The organism is Micrococcaceae bacterium Sec5.8 (assembly GCA_039636775.1).
Classification (GTDB): domain Bacteria; phylum Actinomycetota; class Actinomycetes; order Actinomycetales; family Micrococcaceae; genus Arthrobacter.
Window position 1 is genome coordinate 175,816 of sequence record CP143429.1, and the last position, 23,816, is coordinate 199,631.

Here is a 23,816-nt window from a genome sequence, read left to right on the forward strand (position 1 = left end):
TTTGTCACCAGCCCGCAGGCCCGGCTGTACGGGCGGCCCGGCTGTACGGACGGCCCGGCTGTACGGACGGCCCGGCCGCCGGCAGCACAGGGGCCACCGGGAATACCCCGGCGGCAGGCAGCCTTGACCTGATGAGGGAGCGGCCCGGCTCCCGCCGGGAGAGGATCCTTATGTCTACAGCTTTCATTCCCTTCACCATGACCGCCACGGTGCGGGACGGTGGCCGGGAATCCTTCCGGACCGAGGTTGAATTGATTTCTTCGACGCGGCTGGGCTGCGCCCGGATGGATGTCCTGCGGTCCACAAACGTCGAGGCCACCTTCCGCGGCGTCATCCCGGAAAGCGAACATACAGTCGACGGGGCGAGCCTTGCACGGCTTCTCCAGGGTCGCCTCGCGTCGGAAAAGGGCATTTACCTGGACGTTGCCGTCAGTATCGAGGACTAAGGGGAGCCAGGCTTAGGGATCGGCCCGTGCGTTGAGAAAGCACGGTCGGCGAGTAATCAGTTCGGCTAGGATTGCCGGATGAATGAGCAGAAACCCGCCGGCTCCGGGTACTGGTACGGCCCTGACGACAGGCTCGATCCGCCGGGCGCGGTCCTGCAGGCACTGCGGGACTACCGCAACGTGGAGGTCGCCCGGCGGCGCTCCACGCGGGATTCGATGGGAATGGGCGAGACTGACCTGCTGGCACTCCGGTACCTGCTGCGCGCCCAGGCAGGTGGCGGGAGGGTGGGTCCGAAAGACTTGAGCCGCATGCTGGGAATCACCACTGCCTCCACCACATCGCTGATCGACCGGCTCGTGGGCACCGGCCACGTTCGCCGGGAACCGCACCCCACCGACCGGCGCTCCCTGGTGATCGTCCCGACGGCAGCAACCGACGTTGAAGTCCGCGCCACGCTGGGTTCCCTGCACCAGAGAATGATGGCTGTTGCCGAGAGCCTCACCGCGGACGAAGCGCGGATTGTGGTGAATTTTTTGCGTCGGATGGGTGAGGCCATGGCGGAACCGCGGAGTGCCCCGGACGAGTAGCTGCCCAAAATAGTTAGATTGTCTAGTTATATGTATGCTTACTAACTATGTCTGATATTTGTTTTCCGGGTGGGCTGGTGGCCGGGCTGGCGCCCGTTGCTGCTGCGCCGGCACTGTCGCTGGCAGCGCCCATCCACTGCGGCATGCCGATGGAGTGGACGGTACCGGGCGCCGCCGCCATGTCCGTGTACTCCTTCTCACCTCCCGATGCCGCACTGGAATTGCCGCCGCTCTGGCGCTGCGCCTGCGGCTTCCAGCGTGACGGAGTTCTCCCCGCGCCGGCCATCGCAGCCGAACGAAGCCGGTGAACGCTCCGCTGTGACTGAACGGGCCGCCTCCGTGTATCGCGGATCGGACCTGACGAACGGACCACTCGTCGCCATCAAGGTGGCCGAAGGCCGCCGTGCCGCCGGACGCCCGCAATCCCCGCTGACCCCGGCGCAGCCTGGGTGTCCGTGCTGAAGGCCAAGACGGCCATGGAACCCTCGGCGCGGTCCTTCGCGGCCAAGGCAGGCAGACTCGCACCAAAGCTTGCCCGGGCGTACTGAGCCCGCACGCACGCACGCACGCACTGACAGTCAGTGCCGCAGGTTCACGCCTGGTGGTCGCTGGTAGGAGCAAATCCAACCACTGCGCGGTTCCGCCCGGCGGCCTTCGCTGCATACAGGGCCCGGTCTGCTTCCCGGAGCAGGCGCTGCAGCCCGGCGTTCCGGTCGAGGGCGTCGACGACGCCGAAGCTTGCCGTCGGCGCGGCAGTGCCGGCGGGCAGGGCGCTGTGTTTAGCCAACTCGGCGTTGATCCGCTCCGCGACGCGGACGCCTTCGTCTGAGGTGACGCCGTCGAGCAGCAGCGCGAACTCTTCGCCGCCGTAGCGGCCCACAAGGTCAGCGTCCCGGACCGCGAGGCGGCAGGCCACCGCGAAAGCCCGGATGACGCCGTCGCCCGCATCATGGCCGAATCGGTCGTTGATGGTCTTGAAATGGTCCAGATCCGCCATCACAATGGCCGTGTCCACACCCGCCGCGATGTTGGTCCGGAGCCTGTGCTGGGCCTGGCGCATGAATGCCTCCCGGTTCAGCAGGCCGGTGAGCCCATCACGGTAGGCCAGTTCCTGCAGGTTCTCGGTCCGGCGGGCGTAATTCAGTGACGTGATGCTGGAGGAGACCACCACCAGCAGAACTATGGCCATCAGCAAGGTCACACCGGTGCCGAAGAGAACCTGGAACAGCGGATCCGACGGGCCGAGGACGGCAAGCCCCACTGTCCGGCTCAAGTAATAGACGGCGCAGCCGGCCGTTGCGATGGCCAGGGACCGGACCAGGTGCCAGGATGCTTCCCGTTCGCGCCACAGCTCCAGGGAGGCCAGGCCAGTCGCCGTTCCCATCAGAGCCAGGAGCGCGATGTTGCCGAACCTCGCGTTGGCGGAATCGCGCACCGCAAGGTCGATGGCGAGGGCGGCTGCTGCAGGGATGCCCAGGAGCCAGGGACGGATTCGGCGGCCCGCCAGCGAACGGGTGCCTGCCCAGACGCAACCGGCGCCAAGCACCATCACGCCGTTGCCCACGCTCGCGGCCCAGGCCACGGCCTTTCCCTCCCCCAAGAAGTAGAAGACGGCGCCGGAAAAGAAAGCGGCGACAGCCCAGCACCACCAGCCGGCAAAGGATGCGCGGCTCTTGCGGTAGGTGTCGAAGTAGAACAAGACCAGCATTGTCAGCGTCATCACGGCGAAAACGACCATGAGCGTTGACCTGTCGAGCACGACCATAACGTGTACGTCTTCCCAGCTGCCGGAGCGGCCCTCCCCATGGTCCTTCGGCGTAGTTCCCGACCGGATCAGGCCCCGGTCGGCACTAGTCTCGCAGAACGCGGCCCGGCCGCCCAACGCAGTCCCACATCCAGGACAATGCCGGGTGTCCCCGAACCCGGGTTCCGGGGTGCAAGATGGTGCAATGGATGCCGTCGATGCCCTGAACGAGATCGCCTTCTGGCTCGAACGCGAGCTCGCCCCGACCTTCAAGGTCCAGGCCTTCCGGAAGGCCGCCGGAATCATTGCCGATCTTGAGCCGGCGGACCTGGCGGCCAGGGCCGGGGACGGCCGGCTCAAGAGAACCAAAGGCATCGGCGACCGCACCTTCCAGGTCATCAGTGAAGCTCTCGACGGCGGGGTGCCGGAGTACCTGGACGGCCTGCGGACCCGGGGCGCCCAGCCGCTGGCGGCAGGCGGCCAGGAAATTCTGGCTGCCCTCCGCGGCGACCTGCACAGCCACAGTGACTGGTCCGACGGCGGGTCCCCGATCCAGGCCATGGTGGACGCCGCGAGGTTGCTGGGCCGCGACTACTTGGCGTTGACCGACCATTCGCCGAACCTGAAGATCGCCAATGGTCTCAGTGCCGGGCGGTTATCCGAGCAACTCGGGATCGTCGCCGGGATCAACGCACACGACGACGGCGGCTTCCGGCTGCTGCGGGGCATCGAGGTCGACATCCTTGAGGACGGCAGCCTGGACCAGACTCCGGAGATGCTCAATAGCTTGGATATTGTGGTGGCCAGCGTGCACTCGAAGCTCCGCTCGGACAAACGCACCATGACCCGGCGGATGCTCGGCGCGATCACCGACCCGCACACGAACGTGCTCGGGCACTGCACAGGCCGCCTCGTTCAGGGCGGCCGGGGAACGCGGCCGGCGTCGGAGTTTGACGCCCGGGAGGTCTTCGCCGCCTGCGCGGAAAACGACGTCGCCGTTGAAATCAACTCCCGGCCCGAACGCCAGGATCCGCCCGGCGCCCTGATCGAACTGGCCCTCGAGGCGGGCTGCCTTTTCAGTATCGACAGCGACGCCCACGCCCCGGGGCAGCTTGATTTCCTGCAATACGGCGCCGAGCGCGCCGAACGCCACGGCGTTCCCGTGGCGCGGATCATTAACACCTGGCCCCTGGAGCGTCTGTTGGAGTGGTCGGGCGCAGAGAGCTGACCGTCCACGCGCCGGGCACGGACATGCCCATCCGCCGCCAGGGCCGCTGGACATAGCCCGGTTATGCCCAGTCCTAGGTGTCGAGAACGGGCATGCCCGTTCTTTGGGGCGGGAAGGGGGCATGCCCGTTCTTTGGGGCGGGAAGGGGGCATGCCGCGCTATCTGCCCGCCGGGATCAGCGCGGTGGTTGAGGCCAGCTCCACCCTGCCCACGGCCGCGCCCGGGAGGCCGCTCGCTGGATCCAATGGATACGTCACCACCTCCCCGGAACGCTCGTGCGCGACGTGCAGCCAGCCGTTCCGGAGCAAATGGTGCCGGGGCCAGTCGCCGCCGCTGGGCAGATCGGCCAGGGGACGGACGGCGAGGCCGTCGCCACCCACGTCCAGCACGCCGATCCGGTTGGAGCCCCGCACCCCCACGTAGGCGTGCACGCCATCCGCGGTGAGGGCGATTTCTGCAGCCCCGTCTCCCGGCAGCGGTCCGGCCAGGGTCGCCGGAAACATCCCGGTCAGGGCAAATTTTCCGGACGGGGAGCGGTGCACCAGGGCAACCTCAATCGAGTATTCAGTCACCACGAGTACGCTGCCGCCGGCACGTTGAACCAGATGCCGCGGACCGCTGTCCGAAGGCAGAGCCACCTCGTGGTCCAGCAGCAGCCCCGCGGCGGGCACGTAGTTCCAGATCCGCAGGAGGTCGTGTCCGAGGTCGGTGGTCATCACCCGGCCGTCGTCGAGCATCAGGCTGGCATGGGCACGGCTGGGACGGCCAGGGACTTCCGAGGCGGCGGCCGCGAAGCGGGCCGTGATGCCGCCGTCGTCGTCGAGTTCATACAGCAGGACCTGGCCGTCACCCCAGCACGCCACCACCAGAAAGCGGCCCCGCGGGTCGACGGCGACATGACAGGCGGCGTCTCCCGCCGGCCAGACCCGTCCCGCGGGTTCCAGGCCGAATGCGCCGCACCTGCGATATGCCCGGACCGTGCCCGCTTTCTCGGCAACGGCGTAGACCATCCCGAGGCCGGGGTGAACGGCGAGGAACGACGGCGAGTCCGCGGCAGCGGCGACCCCCAGCAGGCGCAGCGTTCCGCCGGTGCCGGCGTGCAACGCCCCGATGCCGGTCCCGCTTCCGCCGCCGTCCGCGGTGTAGCATCCGGTCCAGATCATTTCGTGGGATGGGATGGCGCCGGCGGGCACTGGCGGCATAGGTTCGGAAGGCGATCTGTGGGTGGCCATAGTCTCATCCTGCCACTTCGATAGCATGGCGTTTCCGGCACCGGCCGCCGAAAGGGGAAGCCCGGCATGATAACCACACCAGCGCCGCAGCCCGACGTCGTCATCCGGCTCCGGGCCGCCGGCTGCGTCTTCGCCGAGGAGGAAGCGGCGCTTTTGGCGGCAGCCGCGACGGGACCGGATCACCTCGACGCCCTCGTGGAGCGCCGGATTTCCGGTCAACCGCTCGAGCACGTCCTGGGCTGGGCCGAGTTCTGCGGACTACGGATCGCCGTGGACCCGGGCGTCTTTGTGCCGCGCCGCCGCACCGGCTTCCTCGTCAAGCGGGCAGTCCGGCTGCTCCGACACAAGGGAAGCCCAGGGCGATTGCCCGTCGTCGTTGACCTGTGCTGCGGATCGGGCGCGGTGGGTGCCGCGCTCGCAGTGCTGGCGGGGCCGCTGAAATTGTATGCCGCCGACATCGACGCCGCCGCTGTCCGGTGCGCGGCCCGGAATGTGGCGCCGTTCGGGGGTAAAACGTATGAAGGGGATTTGTATGAGCCGCTTCCCGCGCACCTACGCGGCGCGGTGGATGTCCTGGCCGTCAATGCCCCGTATGTTCCTTCGGCAGAGATCAGCACCATGCCGCGGGAAGCCCGCCTCCACGAACCGCGGGCTTCCCTGGATGGCGGTGATGACGGGCAGGCGGTGCACCGGCAGGTGGCCGCCGCGGCGACGATGTGGCTGGCGCCGGGCGGCTCCCTGCTGATTGAGACCAGCCGGCGGCAGGCGCCGAAGACCGTGGAGCTTTTCGCCCGCAATGGGCTCACGGCACGGGTGGCGAGGTCCAAGGCGTTGGACGCGACCGTTGTTATCGGGACAGTGGATATCGGGAGAGCCGATATCAGGACAGCCGGGAGCTACCCCGAAACTACCAGGACAGCCCCGGCCGCCCCACCCCTGTCGCCGGGTGATCCAGTGTAGCTAGCGACCCAGATCGGGATCGACGTGGATCGATACTCCGGCCGGAGTGGCCCCGCCCTGGTCGGACCAGTCCTGGCCAGGCTGGTCATTCAAGTCCGCGTCGGACTCGACGTCGGACGCGGCGGCGGCTGTTGACGTGCCCAGGTTGACCGTTTCGGGATGGGTGCTGTGCGCCGGGATGCCGGAGCCTGCTGCGGCGGGGGTGCCGGCGTCGTTCAAGCCGGATCCGCCGGTGGTCTCCTTCGAGCCGTCGCCGCGGACAGCGGAACCGATGACGGTTCCGGCGCGGCGGGCGGCCTCACCCAACTGTTCGGATACCTCGGGCGCCTTTTCCTTTACGGCGTCGGCTGCCGCTGTCACTTTGTCCTGGACGGGTTGGCTCTGCCAGAGGGCCGTTGCCCGGGCTTTGAGTTTCTCGTACGCAGCCCGTCCGGACCGTGACCCGAGAATGTAGCCCGCGGCGATTCCGGTGCCGAAAAGAAGTTTGCCTTTCATGCTGTCCTCCTGCTGATCGGTGGTGCTCAGGGTTTGGGTGTTCTTAGTTTGGTGTCGCGGAGTCCGGGGAAGGCCGGGTGCAAAAAACCGGCCCCGGGACGAATCCCGGGACCGGCTTTCGGTCGCGTCAGCTTAGCGTGCTGAGCGCTTGGTGATCATGCCGTAAACGAGCAGTACGATGATCGAGCCGCCGATGGCCAGGAGCCAAGTCGACAGCGAGAAGAATTCGTTGATGTCCGCGTTGAACAGCATGCTGCCGAGCCAGCCGCCGAGAAGTGCGCCAACGACGCCGAGCAGCAGCGTGATGAAGATGCCACCGCCCTGGCGGCCCGGGAGGATTGCCTTAGCGATTGCACCGGCGATAAGACCCAGAAGCAGAAATCCGAGAAAACCCATTTTTTTAGATCCTTCTTCTACACATAGAGGAGGCACCCGGAATGCCGGGTGCGCTACATCCTTCTCCCCAATAGTAATCATGCTTAGTATAAAAGAGCCAGTTGAGAGCGGCGAAATGTTCTACAGCGGCGCCTTTGAGGGCACCGAAAGTCAGCGCTCGAGGCGGAAACCGAGCTTAATGGTGACCTGCCAGTCAGCCACCTCGCCGTTTTCGAGGTGTCCGCGGACTTCCTTGACCTCAAACCAGTCCAGGTTGCGCAGGGTCTTGGCGGCCTCGGCGATGCCGTTGCGGACTGCGGCGTCGATGCCTTCGGTCGAGGTTCCAACGATTTCAGAAATGCTGTACGTGTGATTGGACAACTTCGCTCCTCATGATCGGCAGGGAGACCCGGCGGTGGGCCGTTCCTGCAGATTAGCCGACGGGCAGCGGCGGGACTAGGGCGGGACGCTCTGTTTCACAATCCCGCCACCGGCCCGGGGTCGGGCCGCTTGGGCAGCAGGGGAGGGGCATCAGAGCGTTTCCGGACCCGGCTGAGCATCCAGGGAAGCAGGTAATTGTTGAACCAGGCAAGGTCCCCTGCCTTGCTTTCCCGCCAGGTTCCGGGCGGCATTGGTTTGGGCTCCAGCGGACGAAGGCTGTGCGGGACGCTGAGGGATTCAAGCACCATGGCCGCGATGGTGTGATGTCCCATCGGGGAGAAGTGCAGCCGGTCCGGGTCCCACATCTGCGGGTCGGAAAGTTGCCGCAGGGACCATAGATCGGCGATGACGCCATGGTGGCGCGCGGCGATGGTCCGGATGTTCTCGTTAAAGACAGCCACCCTGCCCCGGTTGTGACCCAACAGCGGTGTATCGCCCCAGTCCGGACCTGTGAACAGCACAATGGTGGCACCGGTGGCACTGAGCATCCCCACTGCCGCGTCGAGGGCAGCGGCAAGCCGGTCAGGATCGCTGCGGTGGAACACGAGGTCGTTGCCGCCGGCGGAGAGCGTGACCAGATCCGGTTTCAAGGCAATGGCAGGCCCGAGTTGCCGGTCAAGGATCTCCCGCAGGAGGAGGCCGCTGACGGCAAGGTTTGCGTAGGCGAACTCCGCCCGTCTTTCGCTTAGTTCCTCGGCGATTCGGTCGGCCCATCCCCTCATGCCGCCAGGGCTCAGCGGTTCTGGATCCCCCATGCCGGCGGTGAACGAATCGCCCATAGCGACGTAGCGGCTCCAGAGGCCTGCTGTTGCCGGGCCGTCGCCCGGGCCCGGAGCCCGCCCTGGGCGCCGCCCCAGGGCAGGACCTCCGGCGCCGGCAGGGCCGGCGCCGAAATCCAAGAAGCCGGCGGCGTTCACACGTCCAGCAATACGCCGAAAATGCAGGCTCTGCTAGGTACTTTGGTCCCGAACCGGGCGGGCGCGCCGCCACAACGGTTCCAGGGCGGCGACTTCATCGGGGGTGGCCATCCCGAACGGAGGGCTGGCCGGCGCCGTCAGGCCCTGGCGGTCCTGACCCCGGGTGGCCCAGAGGCTCGCACCAATGGATATCCCAAGGATCGTGGCGATGACGGCCAGCGAGATCGGTGTGGGGATGTAGTAAATGTCGATCTTGAGGAGCATTTTGATGCCGACCCAGATCAGGACCAGTGCGAGTCCGATCTTGAGGTAGATAAAGCGGTGAATCAGGTCTGCGAGCAGGAAGTACATGGCCCGGAGCCCCAGGATGGCGAACGCGTTGGCGGTGAAGACCAGGAACACCTCGTCGGTAACGGCGAAGATCGCAGGGATGGAGTCCACCGCGAAGATGATGTCGGTGACCTCGATGAGGACCAGGACGGCGAGGAGAGGGGTGGCGAGGACGGCGCCTCCCTTACGGATCAGGAAGCGCTGGCCGTGGAAGTCATCTGTCATGGGCACGCGCCGGCGGAAGAGTTTCAGGACCCGGGACTGTTCCGGGTCAAGGTGGTCGTTGCGGTGGCGGATCATCCGGTAGCCGGTAAGAAGCAGGAACGCCGCAAAGATGTACAGCACCCAGCCGGCGCTGGCGATGATCGCGGAGCCTGCCGCAATGAAGATGCCGCGAAAAACCAGGGCCCCGAGGACGCCGAAGAACAACACCCGGTGCTGGTATTCGCGGGGCACTGCGAAGTACGTGAAGATGATCGCCCAAATGAAGACGTTGTCCACGGCGAGGGACTTTTCGATCAAATAGCCCGCGAAGTATTGCTGTCCGAACTCCGCGCCGTAGATCTGCCATATCACGGCACCGAAGCCTACTCCGAAGGCAACCCAGAGGCCGGACCATAAAGCGGCTTCGCGGACTCCGATCACATGCGCACTGCGGTGCGCGAACAGATCCACGGCGAGCATCAACACAATTACAGCGAGAACGGCCAACCAGGCCCAGAAAGGAACACTCATCAGGGGTTACCTGCCTCCAGTCAGTTCAAACCAACTGGAGGTCTCTCCCGGTCCCGGGGGACCTGTCCGCCGGGCCGCTCAGGGGCGGCCGTATTGACGACGGAACATGTGGGGGATACTCCCCTCCGTTAGCACTAGTGAAACATATTTCCGGTGCCGGGACAATGAAGAGCGGCGGTGTCCGCGTGCTGGCCCTGGTGCGGCCCCTGCGTTCTTGGGCTAATCGTTTTAATCGCGCCGCGTGATCAATTGTCTTTTCCTTTGCTAGGCTGGCGCTCCGTTGAGCGTCCGCTCGTCGATAAAGGCAAAACCGGCGCGAGCCGGTGACGCAAAGCCACGGGGCCCACGAGGTCAGCCGGGCCTCCGAACAGCAAAGGTCCGCCAGTATGCATCCGATTACCCAGGCTTGCCGTTCCGCGCACCCGGCCCACCGTCCGGGACCGCTCGACAGTACACGTCCCGGCCGCAGACCCTCCGGGGCCTGACGCCGGCGTCTTTGGGGACGACCTTCCAGCCGGGCACAGTGCCGGCCACGCCAGCGACTGACCCTTGTCCCGCTGGCCCGGACTGTGGCTCGAAGCTACCCATCGTTTAGCGAAGTTGTCCGGCCTCACTACCTAATAAAGGTGTCATGTCATGCCTAGAACCCGCACGGTGCCCGGCACGTCAACGGTGATTACGAGGATCTTGCTCCAGGTGGTGGCCCAGCAGGTCGGTGCCGAGGGCGTTGACCGTGTCCTGGAGCGGGCGGGACTCCGGGATCAGGAGCAGCAGCTGGGAAGTGTCGGGGGACGAATTCCCTACCCCGACAAGCTGCGCCTGTTCCAGTGCGCTGCAGACGAGCTGGCCGATCCACGGATCGGGCTCCGCCTGGGCCCGGTCCTCCTCCGGGATCCGGCGATCGAGCCCTGGCGAAGGCTGGGCAGGTCAACTGGATCCCCCGCAGCCGCCTTCCGCGGGATCTCCCGGATTGCCACCCACTTTGATTCTGCCAGCGTGTTCAGCTGCGACTGGGCGGCGGAATATTCGGCATCTTTCACCTGGAAAGTGCTCCCGCCTTTCAAGCCCAATCGGATCGACTGCGACTACAACGTCGGCTTCCTCGCCCAAATGACGGTGCTCTTTGGGCTGCCGCCGGCACGCGTGGAGCATGCGGGCAGCTGCCAGCTCAGCGGCGCCCCGGAATGCGTCTACTACGTGACATGGACTGCCGGGCCCCTCAAGCGCCTGCGCCTCCTCGCCGGCAGGCTCAAGCGGGGGAGAAGGGCGGTTGACCGGCGCCTGACTGCCAAGCGCCGGTTACGCACGCTGGAGGGGGCAGCGTCGGATCTTGTCAGCAGCGCACCTTTGGAAGAGGTGCTCGACCGGGTTTTGGCGCGCGCGGACAGCGCCGTTCACGCGCCAGGACATCTGCTGGCCGTTCGTCTCCCGGGGGGAGGCCGCCATGTGCGAGTCCGCGGGATGGGCGACGTCCTGGCGGCGGAGCTCGACGAGGAGGGTGTTGTCCTGGCAACGGACACTGGAGGGCTGGCGGGGCTGCCGGTTTTGGGCGTTCCCATCGCTTCCGCGAGGCATTTCTACGGAGTTCTGGCGGCGGTTGCGCATGTCGGGCAGGAATTCTTCGCCGGGGATACGGAAGCTCTGGCAGCCTATGCGCGGCACGCAGCCATCAGTCTGGACATTGCCGGGATTGTTGCAGAGGCCCGGGAACACGGCGAAACGGCGCGTCTGTTACTCGACGTCTCACGTGCGTTGGCGCAGCACTCCACAGTGCAGGCATTGGCCGGCTCGATAGCCAACGCGGTGCCCGCTCTTTCAGGCGCCGACCGGTCAGCGATTGCCCTCTGGGACGGCGAAGATGGTCACCTCCGGATCGCTGGAATGAGCGGCTGGGAAGGCGATCTGGCGGACCAACTCGCCCAGTACCAGACCACAGCCCAGGACAGCCCTGAGCTTGCCGAGTTGCTCGCGGGTGGCATTCCGTTGCTGGTCGACGGGAACAGTTCTGCCTGGGCCCGGAATATGCTGGCCGACTTCGCCGTCTCGGCCCTCGCGGCTGTTCCGATCATGGCAGGGGATCAGCTCGTCGGGATCGTTCTGGCCCACTGGGCTGACAGGCCGGCGCCGGTGAGCCTGGAAGGTGCCCTGACTGATCGTCTGAGCGGGCTGGCAGCTCTTGCCGCGGTGTCCCTGGAGAAGATCGGGCTACTGGAGGATGCGAGACGGCAAGGCCTCCATGACCCGTTGACGGGACTCCCCAACCGGGCGCTGCTGGAGGACCGCCTGGAAACGGCACTGGCCCGGGGTGGTCCGCATGGACACCGGGTGGGGGTCCTCTTTTGCGACGTCAACCGTTTGAAGCGAATCAACGACAGCCTCGGACACGCCGCCGGTGACACTGTCCTCCGGCACGTCGCGGCCCAACTGCGAACGGCCGTGCGCGACAGCGACACGGTCGCCCGCTACAGCAGTGACGAGTTCGTCATCCTCCTGCCCAGCCTCCAGAATCCGTTGGAAGCCGACCAAGTGGCCGCCAGGGTCCGGACCAGTCTTACCGAGGCCGTCGAGGTTGAGGGCCGAAAAGTCTTCGTCGACGTTGCCATCGGAACGAGTGTCAGCGGCGCCGCCCCGGGCGAGGTGACCGATACGCCGTCTGAATCAGCCCGCCGCCTCTTGGAAAAAGCGGATTTCGAGATGTACCAGTCCAAAGCGCGCGCCCGCGGCCAGACGCCGCCGGGGGTGCAGCGGAAGGATTATCTCCGCCTCGAAACCGATTTGCGCGGCGCTGCCGAACGCGGCGAACTGCGCGTGCAATTCCAGCCTCAAATTGACGTGGCGACACACGAAATCGTGTCAGCTGAGGCTCTTGTCCGATGGCAGCACCCCGAACTTGGACTTTTGTCCCCAGGCGAGTTCATTCCCCTGGCTGAGGACAGCAATCTGATCGCTGAAGTCGGCGCCCACGTTCTCAAACAGTCGTGCCGGGCCGGCGCCCATTGGCGGGCAGCGGGGTATTCGATCGAGATTGCCGTCAACGTGTCAGCCGTCCAGCTCGGCGGCACGGGATTTCCGGCGTTTGTCCGTGACACTTTGGCGTCCACCGGGTTTCCGGCAGCCGCACTTACCTTGGAAATCACCGAGTCCCAGGCCATGTCCGAATCAACGGTGAACGAGGAAAACTTGCGCGAACTGCGGTCGGCCGGGGTTGGAATTTCGGTCGATGATTTCGGCACCGGCTATTCTTCCCTTGCCCAACTGCACCGGCTCCCCGTCACGGAAGTCAAGATCGACAGGTCCTTCATCGCCAGGCTTGCGGCGGATGAACCCTCCGGATTCGTCGCTGGAATCGTCGGGCTCGGTCAAGGAATGGGACTGCGCGTGGTCGCCGAAGGAGTCGAATTACCGGAACAGCTGGAGGCGCTGCGTGCCATGGGCTGCGAACGCGCCCAGGGATTCCTGTTCAGCAAACCGGTGGATGGGCTGGTCCTCGAGCAACAGCTCCGCGACGGCAGGAAGCAATAAGCCGGGACCGAAACGGCGGATTGGCCGGAACGGGCGCGCGGGCCGGATCCGGCCAGGCGGACCCTCGAATCGCTGAAGGCAAAAAAACGTTCTGGACTTGGATTGGTCCGACGGCGCAGCCGTGTTCTGGAATCAGCTCACCCAGGCCGTGATACCCGGAAACAACGCCATAACCGCACCTCGATGAACAGACGTTAAGAAATATGTCGGCTATCAACTGCGTCGCTGACGGATACGTCGGGGGGTATATCATGGAGGTGACCTTGTTAACACCGGAGGAACAAATGGAACTCGATCCCGCTGACATGAAGCCCGTCATCAACCGCCTGCGCCGCGCCCAGGGGCAGCTTGCCGCCGTGACCCGGATGATTGAAGAGGGCCGCGACTGCAAGAGCGTCGTCACCCAGCTGGCAGCCGTTTCCAGCGCCCTGGACAAGGCCGGATTCTCCATCATCGCCACGGGCCTTCAGCAGTGCATGCAGCAGGAGGACCCCAGCCTGGACCGGGCAGAACTTGAGAAGCTCTTCCTCTCGCTCGCCTGAGTCCGGCCGCTGGCGTCGGCCGGGCCGGCAGATCATGCCCTTGGCCCTGGAGCACGCGATGGTCCTGGCCCCTCGCATTGTCGTACTGCTTGCGGCCGCGCTGCACGGCCACCGCCCGTCCGCACCGCACCGCACGGCGCGACGGCCGCTGCTCGTCCTCGTGTTCAGGGCGCTGGCGCCGCTGACCGCCTGAGACGAAGGGCACTGGCCGCCGGACGTGTCGAGGCCGAGAATGAAGGCAACACCCGGCCTGACACCCGATAGCACCCGACAGCAGTCTTAGCCGGGGGTGTCCCAAGGGGCCCTGAGGGGGCTGAATGGATTTACGGCAGCTTCCGGCGCACCGGTCCGCGCCGCAGCCGGAACACGACCTGGTGATCGATCTGGCCAGGCTCTTTTGCCTTGCGCTGGTGGTGGTGGGGCACACCATGATGGTCAGCCCGGTCCTGCACCCCGACGGCACTGTGACCTCCGAGAACACCCTGGGAAACGAGCGCTGGTTCGAGCCCGTGGTCTGGGTCCTGCAGGTCATGCCGCTCTTCTTCGTCGCTGGGGGCGTCACCGGCCTGCAGTCCTGGCGCCGTCTCCGCGCCCGGGGCGGCAGCGCGTCCGACTTTCTGCAGGCGCGGATGTTGCGGCTGATCCGTCCGGCCGCCGTGCTGCTGGCGATTATGTTCACCGGGCTTTGGGCTGCGCGGCTCGCCGGAGTGGACCCGCAAGTCATCCAGCTGCTGGCCTGCGGCGCCGGCATGCCGTTGTGGTTCCTGGCTGCGTACCTGGCCGCGCAGCTGAACCTCCCACTGCTGGCGCGCCTTCATGAACGGGCACCCTGGCTGACCTTGGCGGGTCTCACGTCGCTGGTAGTGGCAGTGGACTGCCTGCGGGGCATGCAGCCGGCAGCGGCGTACCTGAACATGGTCTTCCTGTGGTGCGCCGTGCAGCAGCTCGGCTTCCTGCTCGCTGACGGCGGGCCCTGGGCGCCCGGCAGACCCGCGCTCGCAGTCATCATCCTCGGCAGCAATCTGGTGTTAGGGCTAGTCGTGGCCCTGGGACTCTACTCCGGGAACATGCTGGTGAACCTCAACCCACCCAACCTGACTCTGTTGCTCCTCGGGTTCTCGCAGGCCGCGGCACTGCAGCTGTTCCGTCCCGCGCTCGCCCGGCTGGTGCCGCTCGGCTGGGTACGGCGCCTCCTCGGGGTGGCCGGCAGGCGGTCCATGACCGTCTACCTGTGGCATCTGCCCCTGATCGCGGGGATATCCGGGCTTTTGCTGCTGACTGACTTTCCTCAGCCAGCAGGCGGAACCGCGGCCTGGTGGTGGGGCCGCCCGCTCGTCTTGCTGGCCTTGATAGGGCTGCTGCTGCCCGTGCTAGTGCTTTTCGGCCGGCTGGAGGAACGTCCGACGGCGCCCGCGGCTGCTTCGTCGCGCCCGGTGGCCGCTGTGGTGACGGCCGCCGTCGTGATCTACGTTCCGGTGGTGGACGCAGCCCTTAACGGGCTAACCCTGGGACTGCTCGGCGGGGGAGCGGCGTGCTTCGCGCTCGCCGTCCTGCTGCTGGGGCGGATCCCGGCCCGGCTCGTGGCCGGGACCGGCCCCGGCGTCGCGTGCCCGCCATTGCCACACCCGCCTTTAAGTGCCAATCTCGAACCATGACGGAGAACTCGGCAGTCACGGAAGACATGTTCAGCCCGGACGTGGCCACTACGCGCAACGATGAGCTGCACCGCTATGAGCTCCACGTCGGCGGCAAGCTGGCCGTCCAGATCCGCTTTCTCGATGAACCAGGCCACGTGGACTTCATCCACACAGATACGGCGGAGCAGTTCCAAGGCAAGGGACTTGGCAAGGTGCTGGCCCACTTCGCATTGGACGACGTCGTAGCAGCCGGTAAACGAATCATCCCGAACTGTCCGTTCATGTACCGGTACCTGCGCAAGCACGACTCCTACACCCAGTACATCGACTGGCCGGAGCAGCCTCCGGCCGGAGCCTGAAACCCCGCCGGCGGCTGCCCTGACTGCGTCACTGCCGCTTGTGACAGAGGCAACAACCTCGTAAAGTTGCAGCAGAGTTATGCAGTTGGCTCTTGGACGTGTCCCTTTGGAGAACCCCGTGAACCATAAACTGCGAGTGCTTGTCCGCGTGGATGCCAACCCCGGAAATGTGACTCTGGAAGTCACTGGCTGCCTGACTCAACCCGGCTTCGCCTCACTGCTGCACATCATGCGACGGGCGGGGCATCTGGGCGCAGGCGCGGACGTCGTCATCGACCTGCACGGCTCGGCCCACCTGGACCCGGAAATCCTCCTGCAGCTGCGCTCCATCGCCGCGGCCAGCGGAACCGCTGACTCCCCGGACGCCGCAGCCGGTGCGGAGCCGTTCCGCGTCACGTTGACGGAGCCGGCAGAATTGCCGATCTGTTTGTTGCACGTGGGCTCAGACGGCGAAGTCCTCGCAGGCCTCGAGGAACAACTTGCGGCATTTCCGCTCGACATTGCCGCGGAGTCCCGGGCGGAGGTATCCGCCGGCGCGGCGGTCGAAGCCACCGGGGTGTTGCTCGAACCCGGGCTGGGCGAGGACTGCAACGCGGTCCAGGCCGAGCCCGCCAGCATCAATGGACTGGAACTCTCCGACTATTTCGAAGGCACCCTCGACCCCGGCGCGACCGTACGTGCGCTGTCCGACGCCGCACTGGACCAGTTGGCCGACGCCCTGTACCAGCACCTCGACACCAGCAACCCGTCCTTCGGCGCGCACACCTGGTATGAGCTGGCAACCGAGGAGCTGCAGAAACGACACCGGGGCGCTGCCGCCGGACCGACGGACGGAGAATTCGCCGCGGGGCAGGCGCTGGCCTAAGATCGGCTGCCGTGCGGGTTAAGCTGTGCTCATGACTGCACAGGCCACGACGCCGGCTGAGACCACTGCCTTGATCACCGGTGCCACTGCCGGGATCGGCGCCGAATTCGCCCGCCAGCTCGCTGCGCAAGGGCACAACGTGCTCCTGGTAGCCCGCGACGCGTCCCGGCTGCAGGCCAAGGCTGAGGAGCTGGAGAAAAAGTACGGCGTCCGCGCCGAGGTTCTTTCCGCCGACCTCGCGGACGACGCCGGTGTGGCTTCCGTGGTTGCCCGGCTCTCAGACCCGGCGCGGCCGGTGGAGATCCTGGTCAACAACGCCGGTGTGGCTTCCGTGGTTGCCCGGCTCTCAGACCCGGCGCGGCCGGTGGAGATCCTGGTCAACAACGCCGGCATCGGTCTGCTGCGCTCCTTTGAGGAGAACGGCATCGCGGAGGAGACCAAGCATCTCAAACTACATGTAGAAACCGCCATGCGGCTGACGCACGCCGCTTTGCAGGGGATGCTCGACCGGCGCTCGGGCAGGATCATCAACGTCGCCAGCGTGGCAGCGTTCGTACCCCGCGGCAGCTACTCGGCGGCGAAGTCGTGGCTTGTCAGCTTCTGCCGCTGGGCCAACCTCGCCTACGCCAAACGGGGCGTACGCGTGACGGCGGTCTGCCCCGGCTTCACTCATACGGAATTCCACGACCGGATGGGCATGGACAAGACGGTAACCCCGCGCTGGATGTGGCTCCAGGCCGAGCGCGTGGTGCGTGAGGGCCTCGCCGACAACGCCAGGGGCAAGGCCGTGTCAATTCCGGCGAAGCGCTACAAGGTGCTGACCGCAGCCGCACGCGTACTGCCGGACAGGTTCGTTGCGGGTCCCCCGCGCCGGGCCAAATAACGGGTCAGGATCCGGTGGCAGCAGGCCGGCGCCGGCGGATCAGAAGGACGACGAGAATCCCCGTCAGGGCCCCCTGCAGGGTTTCGACGGCGCGCTCGGTCACCAGCACTTGGGGGTCTGACGGCGCGGCCAGCTGTGTGATCAGCAGGATCACAGGTGTGAAGGACACCATGGCCAACCCGTAGTGCCTGGTCATAAACAGTTCCGTGGTGAACTGCAGGACAATCACCAGCACCGCCAGCACTGCGGCCTCGTGGCCGGGAAACACCCGCAGCGGCGAGAAGGCCCAGGGGAACAGCAACACGGCAACCACCACCAGGCCCATGAGGGTGCCCACAATCCGGTGCAGGCCCCGGTACATGCTGCTGGGCATGTCCGCTCCTGCCAGGGGGACCGCGGCGGCGGCCATGGCCCAGTGCGGGTGGCCGGTTCCGCTCAAGACGCCGAGGGAGCCGGCCGCCCCGACGGCGGTAAAATACCGGGCCGCGTGGATCCAGGCCGCCCGCCGCCTTACACCGCGCATCGCCGGGGTCTTTCGTGCCGCACCGCGTGCCCATGCCCGGCCCCGGACCCAGCCGCCGAACCCGACCGCAATGGAAAAGGCGGCAGAACCCGCGCCGACCAGAACGGCCATGTGCCACGGCACCGGTGTGGGGACGGAGGCGCAGGCGCCGAGGGCGAGGAGTCCAAAGAACGGGCCGTTGGGCTTCAGCGCGACCTTGTCCGCGAAGAGCGAGCCCGCCGCCGCCAACACCGTCTCGGTCAGCACAAGCACCCAGGAGTGGAGGTGGTTCACTGAAAGAAAGACGCCCACGGCCAGCCCGCCAACCAACAGCGCGGCGGCCTGGCCTTGGTGCTGGAGGCGCAGTTGGTGAGCCTCGGTCCGGCCATACATGCCGGTCAGGGCGCCGAACACCGCGTAGATCATCAGGTCTGCGCGGCCCGCGGCAAGAAGAATCAAGGACGGCACAGCAACGCTCACGGCAACGCGGACTGCCGAGACATGGTCTTTGTTGGCAGGCGCCAGAGTGTGGAGGGTGCGCAGGTGAGCGCCGAGGGACTGCACGGTGCCTCCTAGTTCAGGCTTGTGACGAACAGGCGGCAGGGCCGATTCCTGCCCGGACTGCGTCGGACACGCCTGAGGCCCGCCTTGTGTGTTTCCCCAACGGGAATACACACAAGGCAGGCCTCCATGGGCGGGACTTTTGCTACAGAATCCGGGTTGGCCGGCCAGAGTCAGAATGACCCCTGCCGGGCTGCCAGAGCCGCAAGCCTAGGCGTCAGCCGTCACCTTGTCAGCGTTCCGGGGTGCGGAGGGATCAACAACCGAATCAGAGCCGGCTGCGGTGAACGGCATGTCCATTTCCACCAAGTCGATCAGCGGGTTCTCGTCCTGGCTGGCGACGAGTTCCTTTGCCTCGGCCTGGGTGTCAACGCTCGGCATGGAACCCGGCAGGGGGCGCTGGGCCGATTCCTTGAGGAAGTAGATCGCCACGGCGCCAATGGCCGAGGTCACCATCAGGTAATAGGCCGGCATCATGTCATCGCCGGTAGCGCCGATCAGCGCGGCGACGATGAAGGGGGTGGTGCCGCCGAAGATCGCGACGGAGAAGTTGTACGCGATGCCCATGGCACCGTAACGGCTGGCCGTCGGGAACTGCGCCGGCAAGGCGGACGCCAGGTTGGCCACGTAGAACGTTACCGGGAAGGCGATCAGGCCAAGACCCAACAGGGTGGACCAGATCTCGCCGACGCCGATCAGCATGAACGCCGGGGCGGCCAGGACGACAGTGCTCAGGGCGCCGATCCACAGCACGGGGCGGCGGCCGATCCGGTCCGAAAGCTTGCCGGTCAGCGGAATGCAGAGGCTCATGATGACCAGCACAGGGATGGTCAGCAGCGTGCCGTGTACTTCGTCGTAGCCCTTGGACTCCGTGAGATACGTCGGCATGTACGACGTCAGGGCGTAGCCTGCAGTGTTGGCTGCGGCCACCAGGACCATGGCGACGATGAGGGAACGCCAGTAGGCCTTCACGATGCCAACCGGGCCCTTGGAAGCATTGGCGTCGGCGGCGGTTGCGTCCTTGGCGAGGTCCGCCTGGGCGTCCATGGTGGCCTGGAATTGCGGGGATTCCTCGATCTTGCTCCGGAAGTACACCGCGATCAGACCCAACGGACCGGCCAGCAGGAACGGAATTCTCCAGCCCCACTGCTCCATGGTGTCCTGGCCGAGGGTCAGCTGCAGCACCGAAACGAGGGCAGCGCCGGCCGCAAAGCCAAGGTAGCTGCCCATGTCCAGGAAGCTGGCGAAGAATCCGCGGCGTTTGTCAGGGGCGTACTCGCTCACAAAGGTGGTGGCACCGGCGTACTCGCCTCCGGTGGAGAAGCCCTGAATGACCTTAAACAAAACCAGCAGGACCGCAGCCCAGATGCCGATCTGCGCGTAGCCCGGCAGGAGTCCGACTGCAAAAGTGCTGGCCGCCATGATCATGAGGGTCGCGGCGAGCACCTTCTGTCGGCCGATCTTGTCGCCCAGCCAGCCAAATACGACGCCGCCGAGCGGGCGGGCGATGAAGGTGGCCGCGAAAGTGCCCAGGAGGAAGAGGGTCTGGACGGACTTGTCCGCTTCCGGCAGGAACACCGGTCCCATGGTGGTGATCAGGTAGCCGAACACGCCGACGTCGTACCACTCCATAGTGTTGCCCACGATGGTGCCGCCGAGTGCTTTCTTGAGCATGGGCTTATTGACGACGTTGACATCGGATTCCTTGAGACGACGCCTCGGGCGCAGCTTTGGAATTTTCACACCGGGCGCAGCGTGCTTGGTTCGGCTGGCGTTCACAACGCCTGCTGAAGAGTCGGTCGTGCTTCGGTCATTGGGCATTTGGGCCGCTCCTTGGGAGGTCATTTGCTTGCAACGTGTAGCTGCCCCGCTCCGGGCAGGCTGTCAATTTTACGCGATTTCTATGGTGTTTCCGAGTTTGGTGCCGTATGATCCTGCGTTTCGACCCCATTAGGCGCCCGGAGAGGGGTCTTTTTTTCCGCGATCTGGCCGCGCCGTTGCTGGAAATCACCGGTCGGCCCCGCCGCAGGTCCAAAATTTTTCCCGGTGGGGCAGCCTGGAGCCGGTTTCCGGCCCTAATTCAGCCGCATATGCAGCTGCTGGCCGGCCGCCCGGTGGCGCGGCGCGGCAGCGCAGAACCAACGAAAACGGGGTACCCAACGGATCCGGAAAGCACTTAGGGTTGATGTGAGCGCAGAGCCAATCACGAGCCACCCGAGGAGAGCAGTCCATGACTGACAAGGAAACCAAGAAGATCAGCAACAACGGGGCCGGGGCAGACGGACAGTCCCAGGCCGGCTCGGAGCAGGCGAAGGGGATTAAATCGCGCCTTACGGACGCCCAGAAAGAGATGCTCGCGAGTAAGTCGCGTGGCGGCACGGCCTCACAAAGTGTCGGCCACAGCCACAAGCCCACGCATGTCAGCGGCAAGCAGGGCCCGGCCGAGAAAAAGGTCCGCTGGTAGCGCTACAGACACCGCCCGCCAACCGACCTAGGATTGGTAACACTTCATTTCACAGCTTGTTACGACGGCGTATCACTACAGCGGAAGGAAGAGCAATGGCGGAGCATCAGCCCGGCGACCGGATCGACCCTGAGATTGCCAGTCACTTGTCGGAATCCATGGATGAGGCGCCGGGGCCGGAAACTTCACGCCCGGCCCCGCCCAGTGCAGCGGACGGAAAACAGTGGCCCGACGGTAACGGGAAGCACCGCCATCCGAAGGAACATGATGTCCGGCACGGCCGGCTGGGTCAGGAGGCTGGGGCCAACGCCGTTCACCGGATTACCCCGCCGGATACCCCGCACTCCTCGTAGCGGCGCTTTCAGTCCTGTTCCAGCACAACGTCCTCGGGTCGTTTGTCCAGCCTCCAACCGCGCCAGACCGGGTGCCGGAGCTTGCCGCTGCCGGTCCGTTCGCCGTAGCTGACCTCGCCGACCAAGGTGGGGCTCACCCAGTTCGCGTCCGAGGCGTCGGCGGCGGGCACTTCCGCAAATGGCGAGGTCTTCCGCGGTAGGCCGTCAAGTTGCTGGCGTAATTCCTTCAGTTCCCGGGTGCTGAATCCGCTGCCGACGCGCCCAACGTAACGAAGGCTGGCACCGTCCGGAATCCCCAGCAAAAGTGAGCCTACGGACTGGGTGCGTTCGCCTTTGCCCGGACGCCAGCCGCCGACCACCACCTCCTGGGTGCGTTCGAACTTGAGTTTCAGCCAGGACCTGCTGCGCTGTCCGACGTAGCGGCCGTCGGTGCGTTTGGCCATCACGCCCTCCAGCCCCAGCTCCTGGGCGCTTTCCAGAATGTGGCGGATGTCGCCGTCGATCAGTGCGGAAAGCTCCACTGGCACCTCGGCGGAGGTGGAAAACGCCTCCAGCCGGGCACGCCGCTCGCGGAGTGGAAGGCGGCGAAGGTCCGTGCCGTTCTCGGACAGAAGGTCAAAGAGCATCAGCCGCACCGGCGTCGACGCCCGTGCGTTGGCGACGTCGGAGGCCTTGGTGAGCTTCATTCGGCCCTGCAGCAGCCCGAAGTCCGGGCGCCCGGACGGGCCGACGGCGATGATCTCGCCGTCGGCGATGAAGTCCCGGTCAGGCCAGCCGGAGCGGTTCGTCAATTCCGGATAAGACGCGGACATGTCGATGCCGTTACGGCTGACCAGGTGGATGGTGGTTGCGTCCGCCACGATCAGGGCGCGTATGCCGTCCCACTTGAGTTCAAACTGCCACTCCTTGTCCGGCAGGTCCGCCACGGTTCCTGCCGTGGCCAGCATCGGCGTGAAGTCCCCCTTCACTGGAGCCCGTGGCACGGTCTGATCAGCCCTCGGGGAAGCAGGTTCATCCCTGTGCGTTTCTTTCTCCTCCTGCGCGTCTGTCCCCGGCGGACTTCCCTCCTGCGCGTCTGTCCCCGGCGGACTTCCCTCCGGTACGGTTGCCCGGGCCGTCTGTGCGCCCAGCGGGTCCATTAGGTGGATGAGCCACTGGTCGTCGCCTCTGCCAGTGTGGATCAAGGCGTACCTGCGGCTGCCGCCCAGGCCGCCGTCGTCCTGGCCGGTGAGGGTGGCGATGACTTCCTTGCCGGCAATCCACTTCTCACACTCATACGAGCCGGAATCCCAGATGCTGACAGTTCCGGCACCGTACTGGCCCTTGGGAATCGTGCCTTCGAAGTCCGCATAGTCCATCGGGTGGTCCTCGGTCTGGACCGCCAGGTGGTTTGCCGATTTCGAAGTGGGGACGCCTTTGGGCAGCGCCCAGGACACCAGCACGCCATCGCGCTCGAGGCGGAAGTCGTAGTGCAGCCGGCTGGCGTGATGTTCCTGGATGACGAACCTTTCCCGCACAATGCCACCGTCGGCCGTTCCCGCTGATTCCGCGAGGTGCTGTTCGGCCGTGAAGGGCTCAGGGGTGGAGCCGGCATTCCGTTTGGCGCGGTACTTTTCCAGCCGCGGATCGGTGGCGCCGCCGGCTGGCGCCCCGTTGCCGGCCGGCCGGCCGTCGGGTTGCGGTGCGGGCCGTATCCCGCCGGAGATGGCAGCGAAGGGATCCTTGCCCGTTGCCACCCGTTCCAGAACTTCCCGATAGTCCAGCTGGTGCAGGGACGGTGAGCTGATTTCCCGCCAGGTCCGGGGCGCCGCCACCGTGGGCCTGGGCCGCCCCCGCAGGGAGTAAGGGACGATGGTGGTTTTGGCGGCGCTGTTCTGGCTCCAGTCCACAAGGACCTTGCCGGTGCGCAGCGTCTTCTTCATGTCGCTGACGGCCAGCTCCGGGTGGTCTGCTTCCAGTGAGCGTGCCAGTTCGTGGGCAAATTCGGAGATCTGTTCGGAGCTCTGTGTGCCGTCGAGGGCCGCGTACAGGTGGATACCCTTGCTGCCGCTGGTTACCGGCACCGGATTCAGTCCCACGTCCTTGAGGATGGTGCGGGCGAGCTTCGCGACCTCCACGCACTCCGCCAATCCGGCACCCTCGCCGGGATCCAGGTCCAGCACCAGCCGGTCCGGGGGCAGTTGGTTGCCATGGGAATCGACGCGCCACTGCGGCACGTGGATCTCGAGGGCCGCGATCTGCGCGAGCCAGGCAAGCGTGGCGGGGTCGTTGACCAGCGGGTACTGGATGGTCCGTTCCTTGTGCGTGATGGAGGCCCGTGGAACCCACCCCGGTGTGGAATGGTCCAGGTTCTTCTGGAAGAACATCTCACCCGGTGACTCGGCCGTCCCCACCCCGTGCACCCAGCGCTTCCGGGTGGCCGGCCGGTTCGAGGCGGCGGGGATCAGCACAGGCGCCACCGCGGCGTAGTACGCGAGGATGTCGGCTTTGGTGGTGCCGGTCTCCGGATACAGAACCTTGTCCAGGTTGGTGACCACCAGTTCGCGGCCGCCCACGCGGACAAGCTCTTTGTTGCTGGCCCGTGCCCTTTCAGTCAAGGGGCTTCACCTCCGCGGCGCGGTGAGGTTCACTTGATCC

Annotated in this window: 23 protein-coding genes and 1 riboswitch; of the genes, 13 read left to right on the top strand and 10 right to left on the bottom strand. The window is 66.0% G+C overall.

Translation table 11 applies throughout. The features are described from left to right. The first annotated feature begins 170 nt into the window (after positions 1-170). The 3 genes from VUN84_00840 (at position 171) to VUN84_00850 (ending at position 1,342) form a co-directional block, all read left to right on the top strand. The gene (locus VUN84_00840) at positions 171-446 is read left to right on the top strand and encodes a hypothetical protein (protein ID XAS64272.1); all 276 of its coding nucleotides are present in this window, start codon (positions 171-173) and stop codon (positions 444-446) included. 78 nt (positions 447-524) lie between these two features. Then, positions 525-1,034: a MarR family transcriptional regulator gene (locus tag VUN84_00845; protein XAS64273.1), complete on the top strand. Its 510-nt coding sequence runs from the start codon at positions 525-527 to the stop codon at positions 1,032-1,034. 47 nt (positions 1,035-1,081) lie between these two features. Further along, positions 1,082-1,342, top strand: a complete 261-nt coding sequence (locus VUN84_00850; GenBank protein ID XAS64274.1) for a hypothetical protein — start codon at positions 1,082-1,084, stop codon at positions 1,340-1,342. Between the two features lie 284 nt (positions 1,343-1,626). Here the strand turns inward: VUN84_00850 and VUN84_00855 are convergent, their stop codons facing one another. Continuing rightward, positions 1,627-2,772, bottom strand: coding sequence for a GGDEF domain-containing protein (locus tag VUN84_00855; GenBank protein XAS64275.1), 1,146 nt, complete (start codon positions 2,770-2,772; stop codon positions 1,627-1,629). A 211-nt stretch (positions 2,773-2,983) separates the two neighbouring features. Between VUN84_00855 and VUN84_00860 the strand changes: the two genes are divergently transcribed. Beyond that, a complete protein-coding gene (locus VUN84_00860; GenBank protein ID XAS64276.1) occupies positions 2,984-4,006 on the top strand; it encodes a PHP domain-containing protein in 1,023 nt (340 codons plus the stop codon). Between the two features lie 158 nt (positions 4,007-4,164). Here VUN84_00860 and VUN84_00865 read toward each other — a convergent pair whose 3' ends face one another. Next, the gene (locus VUN84_00865) at positions 4,165-5,208 is read right to left on the bottom strand and encodes a beta-propeller fold lactonase family protein (protein ID XAS65906.1); all 1,044 of its coding nucleotides are present in this window, start codon (positions 5,206-5,208) and stop codon (positions 4,165-4,167) included. Positions 5,209-5,304: 96 nt separating this feature from the next. On the opposite strand from VUN84_00865, the gene VUN84_00870 reads away from it, so the two are divergent. Further along, positions 5,305-6,198, top strand: coding sequence for a putative protein N(5)-glutamine methyltransferase (locus tag VUN84_00870; GenBank protein XAS64277.1), 894 nt, complete (start codon positions 5,305-5,307; stop codon positions 6,196-6,198). Here the strand turns inward: VUN84_00870 and VUN84_00875 are convergent, their stop codons facing one another. The 5 genes from VUN84_00875 to VUN84_00895 form a co-directional block, all read right to left on the bottom strand. Beyond that, a complete protein-coding gene (locus tag VUN84_00875) occupies positions 6,199-6,693 on the bottom strand; it encodes a hypothetical protein (GenBank protein XAS64278.1) in 495 nt (164 codons plus the stop codon). A gap of 132 nt (positions 6,694-6,825) precedes the next feature. After that, entirely contained in the window at positions 6,826-7,089 is a 264-nt protein-coding gene (locus VUN84_00880; protein XAS64279.1) for a GlsB/YeaQ/YmgE family stress response membrane protein, read from the bottom strand. A 150-nt stretch (positions 7,090-7,239) separates the two neighbouring features. Beyond that, the gene (locus VUN84_00885; protein ID XAS64280.1) at positions 7,240-7,449 is read right to left on the bottom strand and encodes a dodecin; all 210 of its coding nucleotides are present in this window, start codon (positions 7,447-7,449) and stop codon (positions 7,240-7,242) included. Between the two features lie 95 nt (positions 7,450-7,544). Next, positions 7,545-8,288: an SGNH/GDSL hydrolase family protein gene (locus tag VUN84_00890; protein XAS65907.1), complete on the bottom strand. Its 744-nt coding sequence runs from the start codon at positions 8,286-8,288 to the stop codon at positions 7,545-7,547. Positions 8,289-8,459: 171 nt separating this feature from the next. Continuing rightward, a complete protein-coding gene (locus VUN84_00895; protein ID XAS64281.1) occupies positions 8,460-9,491 on the bottom strand; it encodes a TerC family protein in 1,032 nt (343 codons plus the stop codon). Positions 9,492-9,784: 293 nt separating this feature from the next. Next, a riboswitch (cyclic di-GMP riboswitch) is annotated at positions 9,785-9,859 on the top strand. A gap of 268 nt (positions 9,860-10,127) precedes the next feature. Here VUN84_00895 and VUN84_00900 point away from each other — a divergent pair. From VUN84_00900 to VUN84_00930, 7 genes are all read left to right on the top strand, one after another. Further along, on the top strand, positions 10,128-13,013 hold the full coding sequence (locus VUN84_00900) for an EAL domain-containing protein (GenBank protein ID XAS64282.1): 2,886 nt from the start codon (positions 10,128-10,130) through the stop codon (positions 13,011-13,013). A 284-nt stretch (positions 13,014-13,297) separates the two neighbouring features. Beyond that, positions 13,298-13,555: a metal-sensitive transcriptional regulator gene (locus tag VUN84_00905; GenBank protein ID XAS65908.1), complete on the top strand. Its 258-nt coding sequence runs from the start codon at positions 13,298-13,300 to the stop codon at positions 13,553-13,555. A 58-nt stretch (positions 13,556-13,613) separates the two neighbouring features. Then, positions 13,614-13,748: a hypothetical protein gene (locus tag VUN84_00910; GenBank protein XAS64283.1), complete on the top strand. Its 135-nt coding sequence runs from the start codon at positions 13,614-13,616 to the stop codon at positions 13,746-13,748. A 124-nt stretch (positions 13,749-13,872) separates the two neighbouring features. Then, entirely contained in the window at positions 13,873-15,210 is a 1,338-nt protein-coding gene (locus VUN84_00915; GenBank protein XAS64284.1) for an acyltransferase, read from the top strand. Then, on the top strand, positions 15,207-15,551 hold the full coding sequence (locus tag VUN84_00920; GenBank protein XAS64285.1) for a GNAT family N-acetyltransferase: 345 nt from the start codon (positions 15,207-15,209) through the stop codon (positions 15,549-15,551). Before VUN84_00915 ends, VUN84_00920 begins: the two co-directional genes overlap by 4 nt. Positions 15,552-15,669: 118 nt before the next feature. Further along, positions 15,670-16,416: a hypothetical protein gene (locus tag VUN84_00925; GenBank protein XAS64286.1), complete on the top strand. Its 747-nt coding sequence runs from the start codon at positions 15,670-15,672 to the stop codon at positions 16,414-16,416. 31 nt (positions 16,417-16,447) lie between these two features. Then, positions 16,448-17,299, top strand: a complete 852-nt coding sequence (locus tag VUN84_00930; GenBank protein XAS64287.1) for an SDR family NAD(P)-dependent oxidoreductase — start codon at positions 16,448-16,450, stop codon at positions 17,297-17,299. Between the two features lie 4 nt (positions 17,300-17,303). Here the strand turns inward: VUN84_00930 and VUN84_00935 are convergent, their stop codons facing one another. After that, complete coding sequence (locus VUN84_00935; GenBank protein XAS64288.1) at positions 17,304-18,365, bottom strand: FUSC family protein; 1,062 nt, start codon at positions 18,363-18,365, stop codon at positions 17,304-17,306. A gap of 207 nt (positions 18,366-18,572) precedes the next feature. After that, positions 18,573-20,183 (bottom strand): MFS transporter, encoded by a 1,611-nt coding sequence (locus VUN84_00940; GenBank protein XAS64289.1) that lies wholly within the window; start codon positions 20,181-20,183, stop codon positions 18,573-18,575. A 409-nt stretch (positions 20,184-20,592) separates the two neighbouring features. On the opposite strand from VUN84_00940, the gene VUN84_00945 reads away from it, so the two are divergent. Next, entirely contained in the window at positions 20,593-20,826 is a 234-nt protein-coding gene (locus tag VUN84_00945; GenBank protein XAS64290.1) for a hypothetical protein, read from the top strand. Between the two features lie 361 nt (positions 20,827-21,187). On the opposite strand, the gene VUN84_00950 is transcribed toward VUN84_00945, so the two are convergent. Then, positions 21,188-23,776 carry an ATP-dependent DNA ligase gene (locus VUN84_00950; protein XAS64291.1) on the bottom strand — a complete coding sequence of 863 codons (2,589 nt, stop codon included), beginning with the start codon at positions 23,774-23,776 and terminating at the stop codon, positions 21,188-21,190. Positions 23,777-23,816 lie beyond the last annotated feature (40 nt).

Excerpts from the sequence above, each read along its gene's own strand:
- VUN84_00900 (XAS64282.1), top strand. The coding sequence starts at position 10,128 with ATGCCTAGAACCCGCACGGTGCCCGGCACGTCAACGGTGATTACGAGG.
- VUN84_00920 (XAS64285.1), top strand. The coding sequence starts at position 15,207 with ATGACGGAGAACTCGGCAGTCACGGAAGACATGTTCAGCCCGGACGTG.
- VUN84_00840 (XAS64272.1), top strand. The coding sequence starts at position 171 with ATGTCTACAGCTTTCATTCCCTTCACCATGACCGCCACGGTGCGGGAC.
- VUN84_00845 (XAS64273.1), top strand. The coding sequence starts at position 525 with ATGAATGAGCAGAAACCCGCCGGCTCCGGGTACTGGTACGGCCCTGAC.
- VUN84_00890 (XAS65907.1), bottom strand. The coding sequence starts at position 8,288 with ATGGGCGATTCGTTCACCGCCGGCATGGGGGATCCAGAACCGCTGAGC.
- VUN84_00895 (XAS64281.1), bottom strand. The coding sequence starts at position 9,491 with ATGAGTGTTCCTTTCTGGGCCTGGTTGGCCGTTCTCGCTGTAATTGTG.
- VUN84_00875 (XAS64278.1), bottom strand. The coding sequence starts at position 6,693 with ATGAAAGGCAAACTTCTTTTCGGCACCGGAATCGCCGCGGGCTACATT.
- VUN84_00850 (XAS64274.1), top strand. The coding sequence starts at position 1,082 with ATGTCTGATATTTGTTTTCCGGGTGGGCTGGTGGCCGGGCTGGCGCCC.
- VUN84_00855 (XAS64275.1), bottom strand. The coding sequence starts at position 2,772 with ATGGTCGTTTTCGCCGTGATGACGCTGACAATGCTGGTCTTGTTCTAC.
- VUN84_00945 (XAS64290.1), top strand. The coding sequence starts at position 20,593 with ATGACTGACAAGGAAACCAAGAAGATCAGCAACAACGGGGCCGGGGCA.
- VUN84_00940 (XAS64289.1), bottom strand. The coding sequence starts at position 20,183 with ATGCCCAATGACCGAAGCACGACCGACTCTTCAGCAGGCGTTGTGAAC.
- VUN84_00910 (XAS64283.1), top strand. The coding sequence starts at position 13,614 with ATGGTCCTGGCCCCTCGCATTGTCGTACTGCTTGCGGCCGCGCTGCAC.
- VUN84_00930 (XAS64287.1), top strand. The coding sequence starts at position 16,448 with ATGACTGCACAGGCCACGACGCCGGCTGAGACCACTGCCTTGATCACC.
- VUN84_00915 (XAS64284.1), top strand. The coding sequence starts at position 13,873 with ATGGATTTACGGCAGCTTCCGGCGCACCGGTCCGCGCCGCAGCCGGAA.
- VUN84_00865 (XAS65906.1), bottom strand. The coding sequence starts at position 5,208 with ATGCCGCCAGTGCCCGCCGGCGCCATCCCATCCCACGAAATGATCTGG.
- VUN84_00905 (XAS65908.1), top strand. The coding sequence starts at position 13,298 with ATGGAACTCGATCCCGCTGACATGAAGCCCGTCATCAACCGCCTGCGC.
- VUN84_00860 (XAS64276.1), top strand. The coding sequence starts at position 2,984 with ATGGATGCCGTCGATGCCCTGAACGAGATCGCCTTCTGGCTCGAACGC.
- VUN84_00870 (XAS64277.1), top strand. The coding sequence starts at position 5,305 with ATGATAACCACACCAGCGCCGCAGCCCGACGTCGTCATCCGGCTCCGG.
- VUN84_00880 (XAS64279.1), bottom strand. The coding sequence starts at position 7,089 with ATGGGTTTTCTCGGATTTCTGCTTCTGGGTCTTATCGCCGGTGCAATC.